The organism is Kitasatospora sp. NPDC023385 (genome assembly GCF_055664045.1).
In genome coordinates, this window is the sequence record NZ_JBVOOL010000054.1 from 1 (window position 1) to 18525 (window position 18525).

General features: G+C 73.8%; 8 protein-coding genes. 4 read left to right on the forward strand and 4 right to left on the reverse strand.

Annotated features, from left to right (window positions below; all coding sequences use genetic code 11):
* The 4 genes from AC0B61_RS36255 to AC0B61_RS36270 form a co-directional block, all read left to right on the forward strand.
* Positions 1–663 (forward strand): acyl carrier protein (locus AC0B61_RS36255; protein WP_471746665.1); only part of this gene is annotated, 663 nt, incomplete at its 5' end.
* 239 nt (positions 664–902) lie between these two features.
* Entirely contained in the window at positions 903–7175 is a 6273-nt protein-coding gene (locus AC0B61_RS36260) for a type I polyketide synthase (protein ID WP_471746677.1), read from the forward strand.
* A gap of 146 nt (positions 7176–7321) precedes the next feature.
* Positions 7322–7855 carry a CcdC protein domain-containing protein gene (locus AC0B61_RS36265; RefSeq protein WP_471746667.1) on the forward strand — a complete coding sequence of 178 codons (534 nt, stop codon included), beginning with the start codon at positions 7322–7324 and terminating at the stop codon, positions 7853–7855.
* 127 nt (positions 7856–7982) lie between these two features.
* Complete coding sequence (locus AC0B61_RS36270) at positions 7983–9203, forward strand: glycosyltransferase (protein ID WP_471746669.1); 1221 nt, start codon at positions 7983–7985, stop codon at positions 9201–9203.
* A 132-nt stretch (positions 9204–9335) separates the two neighbouring features.
* Here AC0B61_RS36270 and AC0B61_RS36275 read toward each other — a convergent pair whose 3' ends face one another.
* From AC0B61_RS36275 to AC0B61_RS36290, 4 genes are all read right to left on the reverse strand, one after another.
* Positions 9336–10223: a metallophosphoesterase family protein gene (locus AC0B61_RS36275; RefSeq protein ID WP_471746670.1), complete on the reverse strand. Its 888-nt coding sequence runs from the start codon at positions 10221–10223 to the stop codon at positions 9336–9338.
* Positions 10204–12894 carry an AAA family ATPase gene (locus AC0B61_RS36280; RefSeq protein ID WP_471746671.1) on the reverse strand — a complete coding sequence of 897 codons (2691 nt, stop codon included), beginning with the start codon at positions 12892–12894 and terminating at the stop codon, positions 10204–10206. The genes AC0B61_RS36275 and AC0B61_RS36280 overlap by 20 nt, the downstream gene beginning before the upstream one ends.
* Before the next feature lie 342 nt (positions 12895–13236).
* Positions 13237–16113 carry a helix-turn-helix transcriptional regulator gene (locus AC0B61_RS36285; RefSeq protein WP_471746673.1) on the reverse strand — a complete coding sequence of 959 codons (2877 nt, stop codon included), beginning with the start codon at positions 16111–16113 and terminating at the stop codon, positions 13237–13239.
* A gap of 121 nt (positions 16114–16234) precedes the next feature.
* A complete protein-coding gene (locus AC0B61_RS36290; RefSeq protein ID WP_471746675.1) occupies positions 16235–16981 on the reverse strand; it encodes a thioesterase II family protein in 747 nt (248 codons plus the stop codon).
* Positions 16982–18525 lie beyond the last annotated feature (1544 nt).

Sequence of the window (18525 nt, forward strand, 5' to 3'; positions counted from 1 at the left end):
CTCGTGCCGGTCCGCCTGGACCTGGCCGACGTCCGTCGGCAGGCCGCCTCCACCGGCGTCCCGCCGCTGCTGCGGGCCCTGGTCCGCACCCCCACTCGCCGCACCGCCCAGACTGCGGGCGGAGGGGCGCAGAGCACCGCCCTCGACGGACTGCTGGCGTTGCCGCCCGCGGCGCGCAGGCCGGCGGTGCTGGAGCTGGTCCGCGGGCAGGTGGCTGCGGTGCTCGGGTTCGCGAGCACGGCCGAGGTGCCGGCCGACCGGGCGTTCCGGGAGCTGGGCTTCGACTCGCTCACCGCCGTGGAGTTCCGCAACCAGCTCGGCGCGGCGGTCGGGCAGCGGCTGCCCGCGACCGTGGTGTTCGACCACCCGAACTCCGCGGACCTGGCCGACCACCTGCTGACTCTCCTGCCCGGCGGCAACGACGCCGGGCGCAGCGTGGCCGAGGAGCTGGACGTCCTGGAGTCGATGTTCGCGGAGCGCGAGCCGGAGGGCGGTGAGCGGCTCCGGGTCGTCACCCGGCTCCAGGCGCTGCTGGCCCGGCTGGGTGATGGCCGGAGCGGCGAGCAGGACGGGGAGGCCGCCGTCGCGGTCACGGAGGTGATCGACGACGCCGGTGACGACGACCTGTTCGACTTCATCGGCCGGGAGTTCGGCATCTCCTGACCCCGTTTCCACCTGCCCGAGGCCGGTCCCGCCCCCCACCGGGGCCGGCCTCGGCCCCGTGCCGGTCACCCGCTGCCGTCCGCGCGCCACCGGACCCCGGGCTCACGGGCCCGCAGGACCACGGGCCCGCAGGACCACGGGCCCGCAGAGGCCCACGGCCCCCTCAGACCATCCGATCGTCAGAGCGCACCAGATCACAAGATCGCCGGACCGCCAGATCCGCTAGGAGAAGAGACACCATCATGTCCAACGAGGAGAAGCTCCGTCACTTCCTCAAGCAGGTCACGGCAGATCTGCACCAGACTCGCCAACGGCTGGGCGAGCTGGAGTCGAACGCCCACGAGCCGATCGCGATCGTCGGCATGGCCTGCCGCTTCCCGGGCGGGGTGGAGAACCCCGACGGGCTGTGGGAGATGGTGCGCGACGGCGTCGACGGGGTGACCGCTTTCCCGACCGACCGGGGCTGGGACATCGCCGGGCTCCAAGGAGCGGACGAGGACGGCTACGGGTCCGATACGGTCTTCGGCGGCTTCCTGCACGACGCCGGGGAGTTCGACCCGGCGTTCTTCGGGATCTCGCCGCGCGAGGCGCTCGCCATGGACCCGCAGCAGCGGCTGCTGCTCGAGGCGTCCTGGGAGGCCGTCGAGAGTGCCGGGATCAAGCCGGCCGACCTGCGCGGCAGCCGGACGGGCGTGTTCGCCGGGCTGATGAACAACACCGACTACCTGGCCCAGGCCCCGGCCCTGCCGGAGGGCGTCGGCGGCTTCCTCTCCACGGGGACGTCCGGCAGTGTCGCCTCCGGCCGGGTCTCGTACACCTTCGGGCTGGTCGGCCCGTCGATGACCGTCGACACCGCGTGCTCGTCCTCGCTGGTGACGCTGCACCTGGCGGTGCAGGCGTTGCGCAGCGGCGAGTGCTCGATGGCGCTGGCCGGCGGTGCGACGGTCATGTGTGCGCCGGGCACGTTCATCGAGGTCAGCAAGCAGCAGGGGCTGGCGGCGGACGGACGCTGCAAGGCGTTCGCGGAGGACGCGGACGGAGCGGGCTTCTCCGAGGGGGCCGGCATGCTGTTGCTGGAGCGCCTGTCCGACGCACGCCGCAACGGCCGGCGGATCCTCGGCCTGGTGCGCGGTACGGCGGTGAACCAGGACGGTGCCTCCAACGGTCTGACCTCCCCGCACGGACCCTCCCAGCAGCGCGTCATCCTGGAGGCGCTGGCCGACGCCCGACTCGCGCCCGAGCAGGTGGACGCGGTGGAGGCGCACGGCACGGGCACCGCGCTGGGCGACCCGATCGAGGCGCAGGCGCTGATCGCCACCTACGGGCAGGGACGTGACCGGGCGAACCCGCTGTGGCTGGGCTCGTTCAAGTCGAACGTGGGCCACACCCAGGCGGCGGCCGGTGTCGGCGGCGTCATCAAGACGGTGCTGGCGATGCGGCACGGCGTACTGCCCAAGACGCTGCACGTCGACGAGGTGACCAGCAAGGTCGACTGGTCGGACGGCACGGTCGCGGTGCTCACCGAGGCCCGGCCCTGGCCGGAGACCGGTGAGCCGCGCCGCGCGGGGGTCTCATCGTTCGGAGTGAGCGGCACCAATGCGCACGTAGTCCTGGAGCAGGCGCCCGAGCAGGCCGTCGGGCAGGCCGCCGGGCAGGCCGTCGACCCGGCCCGGGTGCTTCCGGCGCAGGCCGCGCCGTGGTTGCTTTCGGGGGCGTCCGAGCAGGCCCTGCGCGACCAGGCCGAGCGGCTGCGCGCGTACGTCGCGGCCCGGCCGGAGCTGGACCCGGCGGACGTGGCGCACGCGCTGCTCGCCGACCGCACCGCCTTCGACTACCGGGCCGCCGTGGTCTCGGCCGGACGGGACGGGCTGCTGGCCGGTCTCGCGGCCGTCGCCGAGGGGCGGGACGCGGGCGAGGGCTCGGCGGTCGTCCGGGGCATGGCCCGCCCGGACCGCCGGACCGTATTCGTCTTCCCCGGCCAAGGCTCGCAGTGGCTCGGCATGGCGGCCGGACTGATCGGGTCCTCACCGGTCTTCGCGGCCGCTGTCGCCGAGTGCGAGGCGGCCTTCGCCGAGTTCCTGGACTGGTCGGTGGCCGACGCGCTGCGCGGCGCCGCGGACGCGCCGGACACCGAGCGGCTGGACGTGCTCCAGCCGCTGCTCTTCACCACCATGGTGTCGCTGGCCGCGCTGTGGCGCGCCTGCGGCATCGAGCCGGCCGCCGTGGTCGGGCACTCCCAGGGTGAGGTCGCGGCCGCGTACGTGGCGGGCGCGCTCTCGCTGCAGGATGCCGCCCGGATCGTCGCGCTGCGCAGCAAGGCGCTCCTCGCGCTGATCGGCAAGGGCGCGATGGCCTCGGTACTGGCTCCGGTGGAACAGGTCCGCGCGCACATCGCGCCGTACGGCGACCGGCTGTCGGTCGCGGTGGTGAACGGGCCCGGCGCCTGTGTGGTGGCCGGGGTGCCGGACGCGGTGGACGAGTTCGTGGCGGCGATGGAGGCGGCGGAGATCCGGGTCCGCCGGGTGCCCGGTGCGCTCGGCGCGGGCCACTCCGCCCAGGTGGAGCCGTTGCGGGGGCGGATCCTCACGGACCTCGCCCCGGTCGCGCCGCGCCCGGCGACGGTGCCGCTGTACTCGACGGTCACCGGCGAACTGCTGGACACGGCGGGCATGGACGCCGAGTACTGGTACCTGAACATGCGCCGGACGGTCGAGTTCGACGGCGCGGTCCGGGAGCTGCTGGGCGCCGGGCACCGGCTGTTCGTCGAGGTCAGCCCGCACCCGGTGCTGACCGTCCCGCTGCAGGGCATCCTGGAGGACACCGGCAGCGACGCCGCCGTTCTCGGCACGCTGCGCCGCGGCGAGGGTTCGGCGCTGCGCTTCGCGGCGGCCCTGGCCACCGCCCACGCGCACGGGGCCGAGCCCGACTGGTCCGCGGTGATCGCGCCGGGCCGCCCGGTCGAGCTGCCGACGTACGCGTTCCAGCGTCGCCGCTACTGGCTGGAGCCCGGCTCGTACACCGGTGACGTCGCATCGGCCGGTCTGGTGCCCGCCGACCACCCGCTGCTGTCCGCCACGATCGAGCGCGCGGACGCGGACGGGCTGCTGCTGACCGGCCGGCTCTCGCTGCAGACACACGGCTGGCTCGCCGACCACGCGGCCCTCGACACGGTGCTGCTGCCCGGCACCGCCTTCGTCGAGTACGCGCTGTACGCGGGCGCCCTGGTCGGTTGCGGGGCGCTGGAGGAGCTGACCTTCGAGGCCCCGCTGATCCTGCCGGAGCAGGGCGGTGTCGCGGTGCAGATCGCCGTCGGCGTACCCGACGAGGCGGGGCGGCGCGGCATCGACGTGTACGGGCGCGTCGAGGGCGACGAGGGCGAACAGGAGTGGACCCGGCACGCGACGGGCTGGCTGGCCGGGGCGCCCGCGGACGCCGGTTTCGACTTCACGGCTTGGCCGCCGCAGGGCGGCGAGCGGCTGCCCGTCGACGGCCTGTACGACGACTTCCACGCGACGGGAATCGGATACGGGCCGGCCTTCCGGGGGCTGCGTGCGGTGTGGCGGCGTGGTGAGGAGATCTTCGCCGAGATCGCCCTGCCCGAGGAACTGCACGCCGAGGCCGGCCGGTTCGGTGTCCACCCGGCCCTGCTCGACGCGGCCATGCACGCCGTCGCGGCGGGCTCGGTCGAGCCGGGCGGCGAGTCGGGCGGTGGGCTGTGGATGCCGTTCTCCTGGCGCGGCGTCAGCCGGTACGGCACCGGGCCCACCGCACTGCGCGTACGCTTCGCGCCGGTGGCGGGCGAGGAGGCCCTGTCGCTGCAGGTGGCCGACGCCTCGGGGCGCCCGGTGGTGGCGGCCGAGGGACTGGTCGTGCGGCAGGTGTCGGCGGAGCGGCTGAACGCGGCCGGGGGTCGGCACCACGAGTCGTTGTTCCGGGTGGAGTGGGTGCCGCAGGCGCCGGCGGCGGGCGGCGCCCGGCCGTCGGCGGCGGTGCTCGGGGCGGGTCTGGACGGTGTGGCGCCGACCCGGTACGCCGACCTGGCGGCGCTGACGGCCGCCCTGGACGCCGGCGAGCGCGCGCCCGAGCTGGTCTTCGCCCCCTTCGGTCCGGCGGCCGCCCCCGCCGGGGCGGACGGCCTGTGCGAGGCCGCGCACGGCACCGCGCTCGATGCGCTGACCGTCGTGCGGACCTGGCTCACCGACGAGCGGCTGGCCGACACCCGGCTGGTGGCGGTGACCCGCAACGCCGTCCCGACCGGTCCGGACGAGGACGTCCCGGGCCTGGCCGCGGCCCCGGTGTGGGGCCTGCTGCGCTCCGCGCGCACCGAGAACCCGGGCCGGTTCGTGCTGGTCGACCTCGACGACGCCTCGGACGGGGCGCTGCTCGCGGCGGTCGCCTCCGGAGAGCCGGAGCTGGCGCTGCGGGCGGGCACCGCGCTGAGCCCGCGGCTGGTCCGGGTGCCGGCCACCGTCGACCCGGCCGCCGGGGAGGCCCCCGCGCACCCGCTGCTCGACCGGGACGGCACGGTCCTGATCACCGGCGGCACCGGTACGCTCGGCGCCCTGGTGGCCCGCCACCTGGTCACCGAGCACGGGGTCCGCAGCCTCGTCCTGACCAGCCGGCGCGGCTCGGCGGCCGAGGGCGCGGCCGAGCTCGCCGACGAGCTGACCGGCCTCGGCGCGGTCCACGTCGAGATCGCCGCCTGCGACACCTCCGACCGGGAGGCACTGGGGAAGCTGCTGGCGGACGTCCCCGCCGACCGCCCGCTCACCGCGGTGGTGCACAGCGCCGGCGTGCTCGACGACGGCACGGTCGACGGCCTCACCCCCGAGCGGCTGGCGAAGGTCCTGCGCCCCAAGGTCGATGCGGCGCTCCACCTGCACGAGCTGACCGAGGGTCTGGACCTGAAGGCCTTCGTGCTGTTCTCCTCGGCCGCGGGTGTCATGGGCAACCCGGGGCAGGCCAACTACGCGGCCGCCAACGCCTTCGTCGACGCGCTCGCCCAGCGGCGTCGGGCGGCCGGCCTGCCGGCCACCGCGCTCGCCTGGGGGCTCTGGCTGGACAGCCTCGACGCCATCGGCGAGGCCAACGGGGAGCAGGCCGCGGCCCGGACCGGCCGCCGCATCCCCGGCCTCACCTCGGAGGAGGGGCTCGCCCTGTTCGACGTGGCGCTCGGTGCGGGCCAGGCCGTGCTGGTTCCGATGCGGGTGGACCTCGCGGGGCTGCGCCAGGCCGGCCCGGAGGCCCTGCCGCCGCTGATGCGCGGCCTGGTCAAGCCGGTCGCCCGCCGGTCGGAGGGCGACCGGGGCGCGGACGGCCCGTCCCTGGCCGACCGGCTGGCCGGGGTGGCCGAGCAGGACCGCGGGGCGATCGTGCTGGAGTACGTCCGCACCCAGGCGGCCCTGGTGCTCGGCTACTCCGACGCCGAGGCGGTGCCGCCCGCCCGCCGGTTCCTGGAGATGGGCTTCGACTCGCTCAGCGCCGTCGAGCTGCGCAACCGGCTCGGTGCGGCGGCAGGGGTGCGGCTGCCCGCCACGGTGGCCTTCGAGAACCCCACGCCGGAGGCGCTGGCGGCCTACCTCTCCAGGGCGATCGGGACCGCCTCCGCACGGACCGAGGAGGAGGTCGTGCCGGTCCGCGAACCGGAAAGCGTGTTCGGTGCCATGGCACGCCGGGCGGGCGAGCTCGGCCGGCTCCAGGAGTTCATCCACCTGCTCACCTCCGCCTCGGAGTTCCGGCCGTCCTTCGAGTCGCCGGAGGAACTCGACGGGGCGCTGGACGTGGTCCGGTTGGCGAAGGGCGACGTCGGGCCGGAGCTGATCTGCATCCCGTCGATCCTGCCGATGTCCGGTCCGCACGAGTACGCGCGCTTCGCCGCCGCGCTGCGGGACGTGCGCGACGTCTCGGTGCTGCCCGCACCGGGCTTCGTGCCGGGGGAGCCGCTGCCCGCCGGCATCGGGGCCCTGGCCGAGGCGCACGCGCGGGCGCTGCTCGCGCACACCGGTGACCGGCCGTTCGTGCTCGCCGCGCACTCCTCCGGTGGCATGCTGGCGCACGCCCTGGTCAGCCACCTGGAGCGGCAGGGCGTCCGGCCCGAGGCGCTGGTGCTGATCGACATCTACCCGCTGGACACCAACGCCTTCAACGGGGTGCAGGCCCGGCTCGGGGGCGGCGCTCCCGGGGCCGACGCTCCCGAGCCCGGCCCGGACGGCGCCGGCACGGCCGTGCCGGCCGGGGGCTTCGGGGCGCTCGGCGACGTCCGGCTCACCGCGATGGCCGGCTACTTCCGGCTGTTCGCCGACTGGCGGCCGCAGCCGATCGCCGCGCCGACCCTGCTGGTGCGCGCCACCGAACCGCTGCCGAACTGGCGGCACCAGGAGAACTGGCGGTCCACCTGGGCGCCGGAGCACACCGCGGTGGACACCGAGGGCGATCACTTCTCGATGATGGAGGAGCACGCCGCGAGCACCGCCCGCGCGGTGCACGCCTGGCTGACCGACCGGCTCGGCTGAGCCGGTCCACCTGACGACGGTGGACCGGCCGGGGGGTGGAGAACGCGACCGCGTTGTCCACCCCTTCTGTCCACCCCCGGTCCCAGGACCGGGGGTCGTCCCACGGCTAATCTCCTCATCAGTTCGGAACGACAGCGGAGGTTCTCGTGACTGACGGGATGAAAGATGCGCTCTTCCTGAGCGGGATTCTCATCACCATCGTCCTCTTCACGCAGGTGGGGAGACACCGGTTCGGCGTTTTCAAGCTTCTGATGCCACTGGGTCTGGTGGCCTGGTTCGCCTACGACATGCTGCACAACCTGAAGGCGACGGCCCCCAATCTGACATCCGCGGGTGTCGGCATCGCGATCGGAATCGCCATCGGTGCCGGGCTGCTCTACACGATGCGGATCGACCACGACCCCAAGTCCGGAAAGACCTACACGAGGGCGGGAGGGGCCTATCTGTCGATCTGGCTCCTGGTGCTGGCCGGCCGGCTCGGATTCATCTGGACGCTGGAGAACGACGACTCCTTCCGGGCCGATTTCGGCAAGTGGACCGTCGAGCAGCAGATCGACCCCGACGGGGTCGCCGCGTTCTTCGTCCTGATGGCGATGGCGATGGTTCTCACACGGACCGTCGGCGTCGCGGTCCGCTGGCTGCGCCGGCCCTCCGTCGGGGCTCCCGCGCAGGCCAACTAGGCCGGCCCCGGGTCCCCGGTGAGGCGTGGGGTGGGTAGGGGTTGTCCGGTTCCACCCCCCGGGAGAACCATCGGAGGCAGTAGGACGGAGTATGCGGAAAGCATCGGTCGGTAGGGAGAGTCGGGCAATGCGAGTTTTCTGTACGGTGACCGGGACGCAGGGGCACGCCAATGAGGTGCTGCCGCTCGCCCGGGCGCTGGCCGCGGCGGGGCACGACGTCCTGGCCACAGTGCCCGAGCACCTCGCGCCGGTGTTCGCCGGATCCGCGATGGCCGTCGAGCCGGTGATGCCGACCATTCCCGAGATCATGCAGGCCATATTCTCCCTCCGGGGTCGCCGGGAGGAGCGCGGGGAAACCGAGGAGATCGTCGTCGACAATCGCCTCCAGATGATTCTCTGGGGCGGTGGTCCGCACATCACGACGACCTTCGAGCGCATTCTTCCGATCGCCAAGGAGTTCGGCCCGGACCTGGTTCTGCGGGACGGCGGTGAACTCACCGGAGTCCTCGTCGCCGAGGCACTCGGAATTCCGCACGTGTCCTGCCCGTCCGGTCCGACGAACGTCACCGACCCCGAGGGACTGCTGCCGTTCCTCAACGAACGCCGCACCGAGGTCGGGCTGGTGCCGAAGGATTCGCCGTGGTCGATCTACCCGCACGGCCGGATCGACTGCGTGCCCGGTGACTTCTCGTTCGTCCGCTACGACGTGCCGCAGGCCTTCGCCTACCAGCAGCCGGCCGCGCTGGGCGGCGCCGCGGCCCTGCCGACCGAGCTGGCCGGGCTCTCCGGGGACCGCCCGCTGGTCGTCGCCTCGGTCGGCAGTGCGCTGCCGACGGTCATGGGGATGAAGTCCCAGGGCATCGAGCCGCCGGAGGGCATGCTCGACCCGACCGAGACGCTGCGCGCCATCATCGAGGGCCTGTCCGCGCTCGACGTGCACGCCGTGGTCGGCACGGCCGGTTTCCCGCTCGACGGGATCGAGATCGGCGACAACGTGATCGTCATGGAGTGGCTGCCGCAGCAGCTCCTCCTGGAGTGCGCCCAGCTGTTCGTCACCCATGCCGGCTACGGCGGAGTCCGGGAGGCGATCCGCCAGGGCGTGCCCATGGTCGCCCTCCCGCAGTTCGGCGACCACCTGCACAACGCGCAGCGCCTCGCCGAACTGAACCTCGGCGTGCACGTCACCGAGGTGACCCCCGAGGGTGTCGCCGCGGCCTGCCGCCGGGTGCTGTCCGACGGGCGGATCGCGGCCGGCATCCGCACGGCGCACCGCGAGATGCTCGGCCTGCCGACCATCGACGACGCGGTGGCCTACCTGGAGCGGGTGGCCGCCGGCAACGCCGCCTGATCCCCCGAAGCCCGCTGCCGATCCCCCGTCAGGCAGCGCAGGGCGGAGCCGGTCCGAGACACCTCGGACCGGCTCCCGCCCGTTCCGGCTCCGCCGCCCCGACCGGGCCGGGGCCGGTTCGCCCGGCTCCGCTCACCCGCCCGTCACGACGGGCTCCGTGCCGTCGAACGGGGCGATGGTGCGCAGCAGGCCGCGCGGGTGCCCGCGCCGGCGCCACTCGCGGGGGTAGCCGATGGACACCTCCTCGAAGCGCACGCCCTCGTACCAGGTGGTGCGGGGGATGTGCAGGTGCCCGTAGACGACCACGACGACGTTGAACCGTGTGTGCCAGTCAGCGGTCAGCACCGTGCCGCACCACTGCGCGAACTCCGGGTACCAGAGCACGTCGGTGGGCCGGCGCACGAGCGGCCAGTGGCCGACCAGGACGAGCGGGACGTCCGGGTCGTGCGCGCGCAGCCGCGCCTCGGTTCCGGCGACCCGCGCCCGGCACCACTCGGCCCGCCCCGGGTACGGGTCGGGGTGGAGCAGGTACTCGTCGGTGCAGACCACGCCGGCCTCGTGGGCGAGCCTGAGCGACTCCTCGGCGGTCGCCGCGCCCGGGACCCGGAAGGTGTAGTCGTACAGCGTGAACAGCGGGGCCACCGCCAGGGGGCCGCCGGGGCCGGTCCACACCGGCCAGGGGTCCTCCGGTGTCGCCACACCGAGCTCCGCGCACAGGCCGACCAGGTGCCGGTAGCGTTCGACCCCCCTCAGCTGCACGCTGTCCTCGCGCGGCGTCCACAGTTCGTGGTTGCCCGGCGCCCAGACGACCTTCGCGAAGCGGCCGGCCAGCAGCCGCAGTGCCTTCTCGATGTCCGCGGTCAGCTCGCCGACGTCGCCGGCCACGATGAGCCAGTCGCCGTCGTGGCCGGGACGCAGCCGTTCGACCACGGGCCAGTTGTCGGCCATCCCCACGTGCAGGTCACTGACGGCGAGCAGGCGGGGGCCGAGCGCGGGGCGGTCAAGCGGAGTGGGCGACATCGAAGTCCAAACTGGTCGAGAGGTCCTGACGGTGACTGATGTTCGTCTTCCGGTACACCCGGGTGAGGTGCTGCTCGACGGTGCTGACGGTGATGAACAGCTTGTCGGCGATCTCCCGGTTGGTGTGCCCGTGCGCGGCGAGGGCGGCGACCCGGCGCTCGGCCGCGGTCAGAGCTCCCTCGGCCTGCGGGCCCGGGCGGCGCGGACGCCCCGTGCCGCCCGCGGCACTGCCCGCCGCGGGTGGCTGGAGCACCTGGAAGAGCTCGTGCGCGCCGCAGCTGTCGGCCAGGAACATGGCGCGGCGCATCAGCAGCCGTCCCTTGGCCCGGTCGCCCAGTCGCTTGTGGGCGCGGCCGAGGTCGGCCGTGGCCAGCGCCAGGGTGTACTGGTCGTCCGAGTCGTGCAGCAACTGGACCGCCTCCTCCAGGAGTTCGGCCGCCTCGGCGGCCGGTGCGGTGGACGCGAGCACCCGTAGCGCCTGGCCCCGGGTGCGGCCCTGGGAGGGGCGGATGCGGCCGAGGTGCTCGTCGAGCAGGCCGACGGCCCGGTCGCGCTGTTCCAGCTGCAGCCACGCCTCGGCCGCGCCCAGCCGCCAGGGGGCGAGCGAGGCGGAGTCCAGGTCCCACTGCGCCATCAGCCGGCCGCACTCCACGAAGTCGGCGAGCGCGGCGTGGTGCCGGCCGGTGGCGAGGTGGAACCGCCCACGCGCGTAGATGAAGCCCAGCGCGAAACGGGTCCGGAACATCGCGTTCGGCACCGGCCGACCAAGCGCCTCGGCGGCGGCGTCGTACCGGCCCATGTGGCTCCGAGCCTCGACCAGTACCGCCAGCGGCAGGCCGATGGCCACGCCCCAGGCCCGCGCGGGCAGTTGCTGCAGCGCCGCCTCGGCGAGCCCAGCGGCCTCGGAGAGCCGGCCGCGGCGCAGGGAGATCAGTCCACGCATGGCGGTCAGCACCGCGGGCGTGGGCGGGGCGTGCCTGGGGGAGACCTGGGAGAGCAGGCGGTCGCAGGCCCGGTCGGCGTCACCGAGCTGCTCGTGCAGAACGAGGGTGAGCAGGGCGGCCCGGAGGGTCTCCAGGCTGTGCTCGGTGAGCCGGGTGTGCTGGAGCGCCTTCCAGGCGTCGGAGACGGAGTCGGGACCGCACCTGGGCACCGGCGCGCTGGTCGGCTCGGGGGCCGCGGTCGGCCGGGAGGCGTCCGGCGCCCGGCCGGAGGCCGGCTCGCAGGTCGGGCCGGCGGCATGCGGCTGCTCGGTGCCGTCCAGTGCGCCGGGGTAGGTGGCCGCCATCAGCATCCGGGTGGCCTGGAGTTCGGCGCCCAGGCCCGGGGCGTCGTCGTCCTCGTCCAGGGAGGAACTGACGCCCCGGAAGACGAGGACGGCGTCCTCCGGATGCCCGTACCACATGAGCTTGGTGACCAGGCGCAGGGTGTAGTCGGGCGGGATCAGGCCCTCGCAGGCCGGCTCGACGAGGGACTGCACCTGATGGGGCGCGGCGGAGGGCCGCATGCTCCAGGTGAGGCGGGCCAGGGCGAACTTGACGCCGAGCCGGGCGGCTTCGTTCGGGCAGTGGTGCTCGGCCAGCTGGAGGCAGCGCATGGCGTATCCGACGTCGTCGCGCTCGAGCGCCCGGTGCGCCGCCTCCTGGAGCACCCGGTACACCCACTCCTGGCCGGCCGGTCGGCCGGCCAGGCCGAGGCCGAGCAGCTGGTCGGCGACGCTCATCGGGTCCGCGCCGCCGTGGTGCAGCAGTTCGGCGGCCCGGTGGCGCAGTCGGGTGCACTCCTCGGCGGGCAGGTCGTCCAGGACGGCCGCCAGGGCGGATTCGTGGCGGAAGTGCGGGCCCGCCAGGATGCCCGCGGCGCCCAGTGCGGCCACCGCGTCCCCGGCCTGCCCGTCGTCCAGGCCGACCAGAGCGCCCAGGTGCGGCGCGCCGTCGGCGCTGCCCAGCAGGGCCAGGCCGCGGGCGGCGGCCAGCGCCGCGTCCCCGCTGCGGTGGATGCAGCGCAGCGCGGCCTGCCGGAACGTGTCGCCCGGCGCCCGGTGGGTGAGGTGGTCGGCCAGCAGGGCCTTGGTCAGCAGCGGGTTGCCCCCTCCGACCTGGTGGACGGTGGGGGCCAGGCGCCTGGCCTCGGCAGCGGGTAGCTGCTCGGCGAGCACCCCGGCGACCTCCTCGACGGTCAGCGGGCCGAGCCGGACCTCGCGCACGTCCTCGTCGGCGAGCAGCTCGTCCAGCGGCGAGGCCTGCCCGCCGGCCCGGTCGGCCCGGGTGAGGATCACGGTCGCCTCGCCGGCGGGGGAGTGCCGCACCAGGTGGAGGAGGCACTGCAGGGAGTGCCGGTCGGCGAACTGGGCGTCGTCGACGGTGATCAGCACCGGGCGCCCCGCCCGCGGGCCGGTGAACTCCCGGCGGAGTTCGTCCAGGACCTGCGGCGTCACCGGACCGGTGGTCTCCAGCCAGCGCGGCCGCGCCCTCCCACCACCCGGCAGGCCCTGCCGGAGCTGTTCGATCACCTCGTACGGCAGGCCCTGCTCCGCCGGAGAGGCCACCGCGCTGACGACGGCGGCCCCACGTCGGGCGGCGCGTTCCGTGATCTCGTAGAGCAGTGTGGTCTTGCCGGTACCCGCTGCCCCGCCGATGCTCGTGATCTTCGGCCGGGGGCGGCTGCCCACCCCCAGGAGGCTCCCTGCCAGAAACGCGTGGAGCCCTGTCGAGCGGCTGTTTGTGTTCCTCACCATCGCCGTACCCTTTGTCGTCCGCTGCGCACAGCGGGGACGGACGGCCCCGGCGGGCCGTCGCCCGCGTCCGTCCGTTCACCCGTGTGCTGCGCTGCCCCAGCCCGAAGACCGCCCACCCCGGGATGCCCCCGAGTACGACTGTGACTGCGCTCCCCGTGGAGTCCCCGCCGTGTGGTGGCGTTCGGGGGGCGGCTCCCCGGAACACCGTGTCCTGCGATCGGAACCGAACCGCACCTCCCCCGAGTTCCGTCCGTGTGACGCGTGATGCTGATCGGCCTAATTGTATAGACCTGTGCCGACAGCGTGGGTGCTCAGCACCGCGACCGGACCACCCGCCGTCGGTCCGGGGATCACCTTCGGCTGCAGGTCGCTCGCCGACAGCTTGGTGGGCAGGTCGCGCCGCCGCTTCACGTTCAACTTCCGGTAGATGCGGGTCAGATGCTGTTCGACCGTGCTCACCGTGACGTACAGCTTCGCGGCGATCTCCCGGTTGGTGTGTCCGTGCGCGGCCAGCAACGCCACCCGGTTCTCCGCCTCGGTCAACGACGCGGCGTCCTGCGGCGGGGCGGGCTCGTGGCCCGGTGCGTCGAGGTCGGCGTCCGCGTCCGTGTCCGCGTACCCCGGGATCAGCTGGCGGTACAGCGGCTCCGCGCCGGAGGCCTTGGCCAGGTGCCACGCCTTGCGTATCAGCATCCGGGCCCGGTTGACGTCGTCGAGCGAGCGGTACGCCCGACCCGACTCCGCCAGCGCGAGCGCCAGTTGCATCCGGTCGCCGCCGTCCTCCAGCAGCTCCGCCGCTTCCTGGAGGTACCGCAGCCCGAGCTGCCCGCCGGTCGCCGAACCGAGCACCCGCAGGGTGACCCCGCGCAACTGCTCCGGGTTCCTGGCCAGCTGCTCCTCGGCCAGCTCGCGCGCCTTGTCGGCCCGGCCGAGCGCGAGCCAGGTCTCCGCCGCGTCCAGCCGCCACGGCACCAGCTCGGGGACGTCGCAGCCCCACTCCGCCATCAGCTCCCCGCAGCCGAGGAAGTCCTCCAGCGCCACGTGGTAGCGGCCCATCGCGAGGTTCCAGCGGCCCCGGGCACGGCGGTAGTGCAGCCCCGGCAGCGTCTGTCCGAAGGACTTGGGCAGGGACCAGCCGAGCAGGGTGCGCGCCTCCTCGTAGCCGCCCATGCCAGTGTGCGCCTGGACGAGGGTGGCCAGCGGCAGGCAGGAGCCCAGCCCCCAGCTCTTCTGGCTCATCCGGGACAGCGCCCGCTCGGCGTGGCGCCGGGCTGCGGGCAGGTCGCCCTGGCGCAGCGCGATCTCGGCCCGCACGGACAGCAACAGCGCCTGCCAGACCGGCGCGTGACGGTCCGCGGACTCGGTCAGCAGCCGCTCGCACCAGGGCAGCGCGAGGTCGAGCCGATCGGCGTAGACCAGCGCCCACAGGGCGAAGACCAGGGGCTGGATGAAGCCGTCGTTGAGCTGGTAGCGCTGCAGCACCCGGGTCGCCTCGGACACCGCGTCGGAGCGCCGGCCCTGGTCGGACAGGGCCGCGGTGACGGCCCAGGCGGCGTGCCGGTGCGCGGTGTCCGCGTCGCCGGCGATGGCGTCGCCGGCGCCGACCGGGGTCCGGATGCCGTCCGGCAGGCGCAGCGACGGGCTGAGCATGGCCAGCCAGTGCCGGGCGGTGACGAGCGCGGTGCGCTCCTCGCCGCCGGACCACGCGGGGTGCTCCTCCAGCGCGTCCAACAGCCCGGTCGCCCGGTCCAGTCGGCCCGACCACGCCAGGTAGGCGACGGTGACCACGAGGTCGCTGGTGGACAACTGCTCGGCCGTCGCGTCCGGCTCGGGCTCCGAGCCCGGCAGGAGCTGCGCGACCTGCACGTCGACGGCGGCCGGGTCGGCCCGCCAGGTCACTCCGGCCAGCTTCACCCTGAGGGAGGCGCGCAACTGGTCGTCGTCGGAGGACTCCTGGGCCAGCGCCAGGGCGCGCCGGACGAACTCCATGTCGCCGTTGGCCAGCGCGTACTCGGCGGCCTCCTGGAGCACCGGCACCGTCCATGCTGCGCCCGGCACGCCGGCCGCCACCAGGTGGCGGGCGACCTCGGGCGCCGCGAACCCGTACGCGTGGAGCATCTCGGCGGCCCGGGTGCGCAGCCGGGTGACGGTCCCGGCGGGCGCGGCCTCCAGCACCAGGGCGGCGGCCCGGGCGTCGCGGAAAACGCCCTGGCGCAGGAGACCGCTCCGGGAGAGGTCGGCCACGGCCTTCTCGACGGTCTTGTCGGGGAGGTCGAGCAGCTGGGCCACGAACTTCGGGGTGCCGGACCCGCCGAGCACCGCCATGCCCCGGGCGACGCCCGGCGCTTCGGGGCCGAGGCGGCGCAGGCAGTCGATCACGGCCTGCGCGTAGTGCTCGCCCCGGGCGACGGAGGGGGCCGACTCCCCGGCCTCGACGGCCGTCAGGTGGTCCTCGATCAGTCCCCGGAGCAGCAGCGGGCTGCCGCCGGTGATCTTGTGGAATTCGAACGCCAGCCCGGTCGTGGCCGACGGCGGGAGGAACTCCTCCAGCAGCTCGGCGGTGCCGGCGGGCGACAGCAGCTTGAGCCGCAGCCTGGTGCAGTGCGGCAGGTGCGCGAGTTCCGCGTGCAGGTTCCGCTGTTCCGGTCCCGGCCGGGCCGGTTCGCTGAGCACGACCAGGACGCGGGCGTGCTGGATCCGCCGGACCAGGTAGAGCAGGAAGCGCAGGGACGCCGGGTCGCTGTCGTGGACGTCGTCGACGGCGATGACGACCGGCTGCTCCTTCGCCGTGTCGAGCAGGAGGGTGACCAGCTTCCGGATGGCCAGCATCTGCTCGTGGGTGTCCGGTTCCCCCCGGGCCTCGTCGAGCAGTCGGGTCGCCTCGGCCCGGGCCGAGGCGGTCAGTGGCGCGTTCTCGAAGATCTTCCGTGCCAGGGCGAACGGCAGCGCGCTCTCGGCCGAGTCCCCCGTGCAGTCCAGCAGGACCGCCCCGTCCGCCAGCGCGTCCTCACCGAAGCGCGTCAGCAGTGCGGTCTTCCCGCTCGCCACCGGGCCGCTGAGCAGGGCCACGCGCCCCCGGCCCTGCCGTGCGCTGTCCAGGAACTTCCCCAGCAGCGCCAGTTGGTCGGTCCGTACCGATATTTGAGTGGCCAAATGTTTCACTCTCCCCCGAGCGTCCGGTCTCCGCCCGCCTGGCAGACCGTCCGGTAAGTCCTTTGGAGCACCGCGCGAAAGGCGGTCGGTAGATCCCGGTCGATTCACGGCCGCATCGTGGTCAGGCGAGACAGCCGGCCACGATCCGCACCACCTCCTCCAGGTGGTCGCCCAGGAAGAAGTGGCCGCCCTGGAAGGTGTGCAGGGCGAAGCCGCCACTGGTGTGGTTCTCCCAGGCCGCCGCCTCCGTCGCCGAGGTACGTGGGTCGGCGTCGCCGGTGAGGACGGTGATCGGTGCGCGGGTGGCGGCTCCCGGCTCCGCCCGGTACGTCTCCACCGCCGTGTAGTCGCCCCGGATGGCCGGCAGGGCCATCCGCATCAGTTCCTCGTCGGCCAGCAGGCGGGCGTCGGTCCCGCTCAGCAGCCGCATCTCGGCGATGACCCCGTCGTCGTCGCGGGTGTGCACGGACTCCTCGCGGTGGGTCGACGGGGCCCGCCGCCCGGAGGCGATGACGTGCAGCGGGCCGGTGTGGCCGCCCTGCTCCAGCCGCCGGGCCACCTCGAAGGCGAGCATCGCGCCGAAGCTGTGGCCGAACAGCACCAGCGGCAGGTCCAGGTGGGGCTTCAGTTCGGTCGCGATGGCGTCCGCCAGCTCACCGAGGTCGGTGATGCAGGGCTCGGCCCGGCGGTCCTGCCGGCCGGGGTACTGAACGGCAACCACATCGGCGTGTGGGACGAGGGCGCGGGACGTCGCGAAGTAGGAGGAGGCCGAACCTCCGGCGTGCGGGAGGCACACCAACCGCGCCTTCGGCTCCTGTGCAGGGTGGAATCGGATCAGCCACGGGCTATTCGTTGCCTCTTCAATCATGTTCCATCCTGTCTTCAAGTCGTACACGGTTGACGCTGGCCAGCCGTCTGATTCGCAGATCCCTCGGGCCGGGGACTCGACAGTAGTCGAGACGTTCCTAGGGGCACTTCCATGGGCATGTTAGACACCGGAGGGAAAGTAGGGGGTACCCCTTACTTTGGCGCCGCGATCGTCGCGCAGTGTCGTCGATCCGCGTCAGAACTGACGGGTCTGCACGGCTTGGAGGGCCTTCGCGCTGACCCCGATGACCCCTTTCTGCCAGTCGGGCCCGACGGTCAATTCTTGTCGCAGGTTTAATGGGAGTTCCATTCGGCTTTGCCTCGTGTCCGCAGCGCCGACGCCACCATCGTCCGAGGTCCTGGCGCTGTGAATGGTCCAGACCGGGACGCCCGGCTGGTGCTGCCGGGAGTGCTGGTGCGGGAGGGGGCCGACGGGCGGGCGGGCGCTCGTTACGGCGGGCTCGCGACTCCGGGTAGTGACTGTGAGCGAGCAACCGGCCTACGTCCGACTGTGGGCAAAGTCACCTTCCCCCGCGCGCCGCCCGCAGCCCGGTCGGATCGGCCGCCCGGACCGGCCTGACCGGCGGATCCCGTTTCCACAGACGGTTGGTGATTGGCCGTCAGGACGTCACGGCCGCGTGAACCGTGCGAAGGTAATGTCGCGGTGCCGCCGAGGCGGTCGACGACGTTGGGCTGCCCGGCGCCGACGCGTCCGCCGGGTCGCCGGTCCGGGGACCCCGCGCGTGCGGCCGAGTCGCCCGACGCTGCCGGCCGCGCGGCGGGCCGCGGGCGGCGCGTTGGCACCGGAGCCCCCGCGCCGGGGTGCGGCGGCCAGCCGCCGGACGGGCGGTCGGCCGGTGTCGGGCAGTCGCCGTCCCAGCGAATCCCGGGTGTGTGGCGGGTGGCCGGACGGATGTGCTCCCGACGCGAACCTTAGAAGGGGTGGCCCGGCTATGAATCGGAGGTGAAGGCTCCGGGAACTGCTGTGAACATCGTGGGCGCTGCGGATTTTCAGGCCACGCGCTGGCTTGAAGCGACCACCACTTTCACAACTCCCCCTCTTTGCGCACTCTTGATCTGCAAGAGGGTAACCCATTGGAGTTGACGGGGGTTTCCGCCGCGCGCGGACCGCTCCCGCCCTGAGGGTCGCCCGCCGCGCCTGTCCGGCGAAGGGCGGGCGGTAGCCTCACCGGAAGGGCTGGCAGGTCGGGCCCCGAGGAAGACGACACTTCTGCTGCCGACACGAGCGCGGGAACCTCCGACCGGAGCTCCGGCCAGAGATGCCCCCCGTATCCAGACCGCAGAACCGAAGCTGTCCGGCGCGTGGCCACGCCGCTCACCGGAAGGTCTCGCCCGGCCCGCGGATCGTACTCCGCCCACCATCGGCGACCCGGTCGAGTGCTTGGGCGAGGGCTCGGACGGCCTGGTCGGCGGAGTCCTTGAGGAGGTGTCTCGGCGACGGGTGAATCGAGGGCCACGGACGGCGGATCAAAAGCGAGCCGCTCTGCGATCTCTTGAACATTCTGGCTTCAGTGGTTCTGGAGT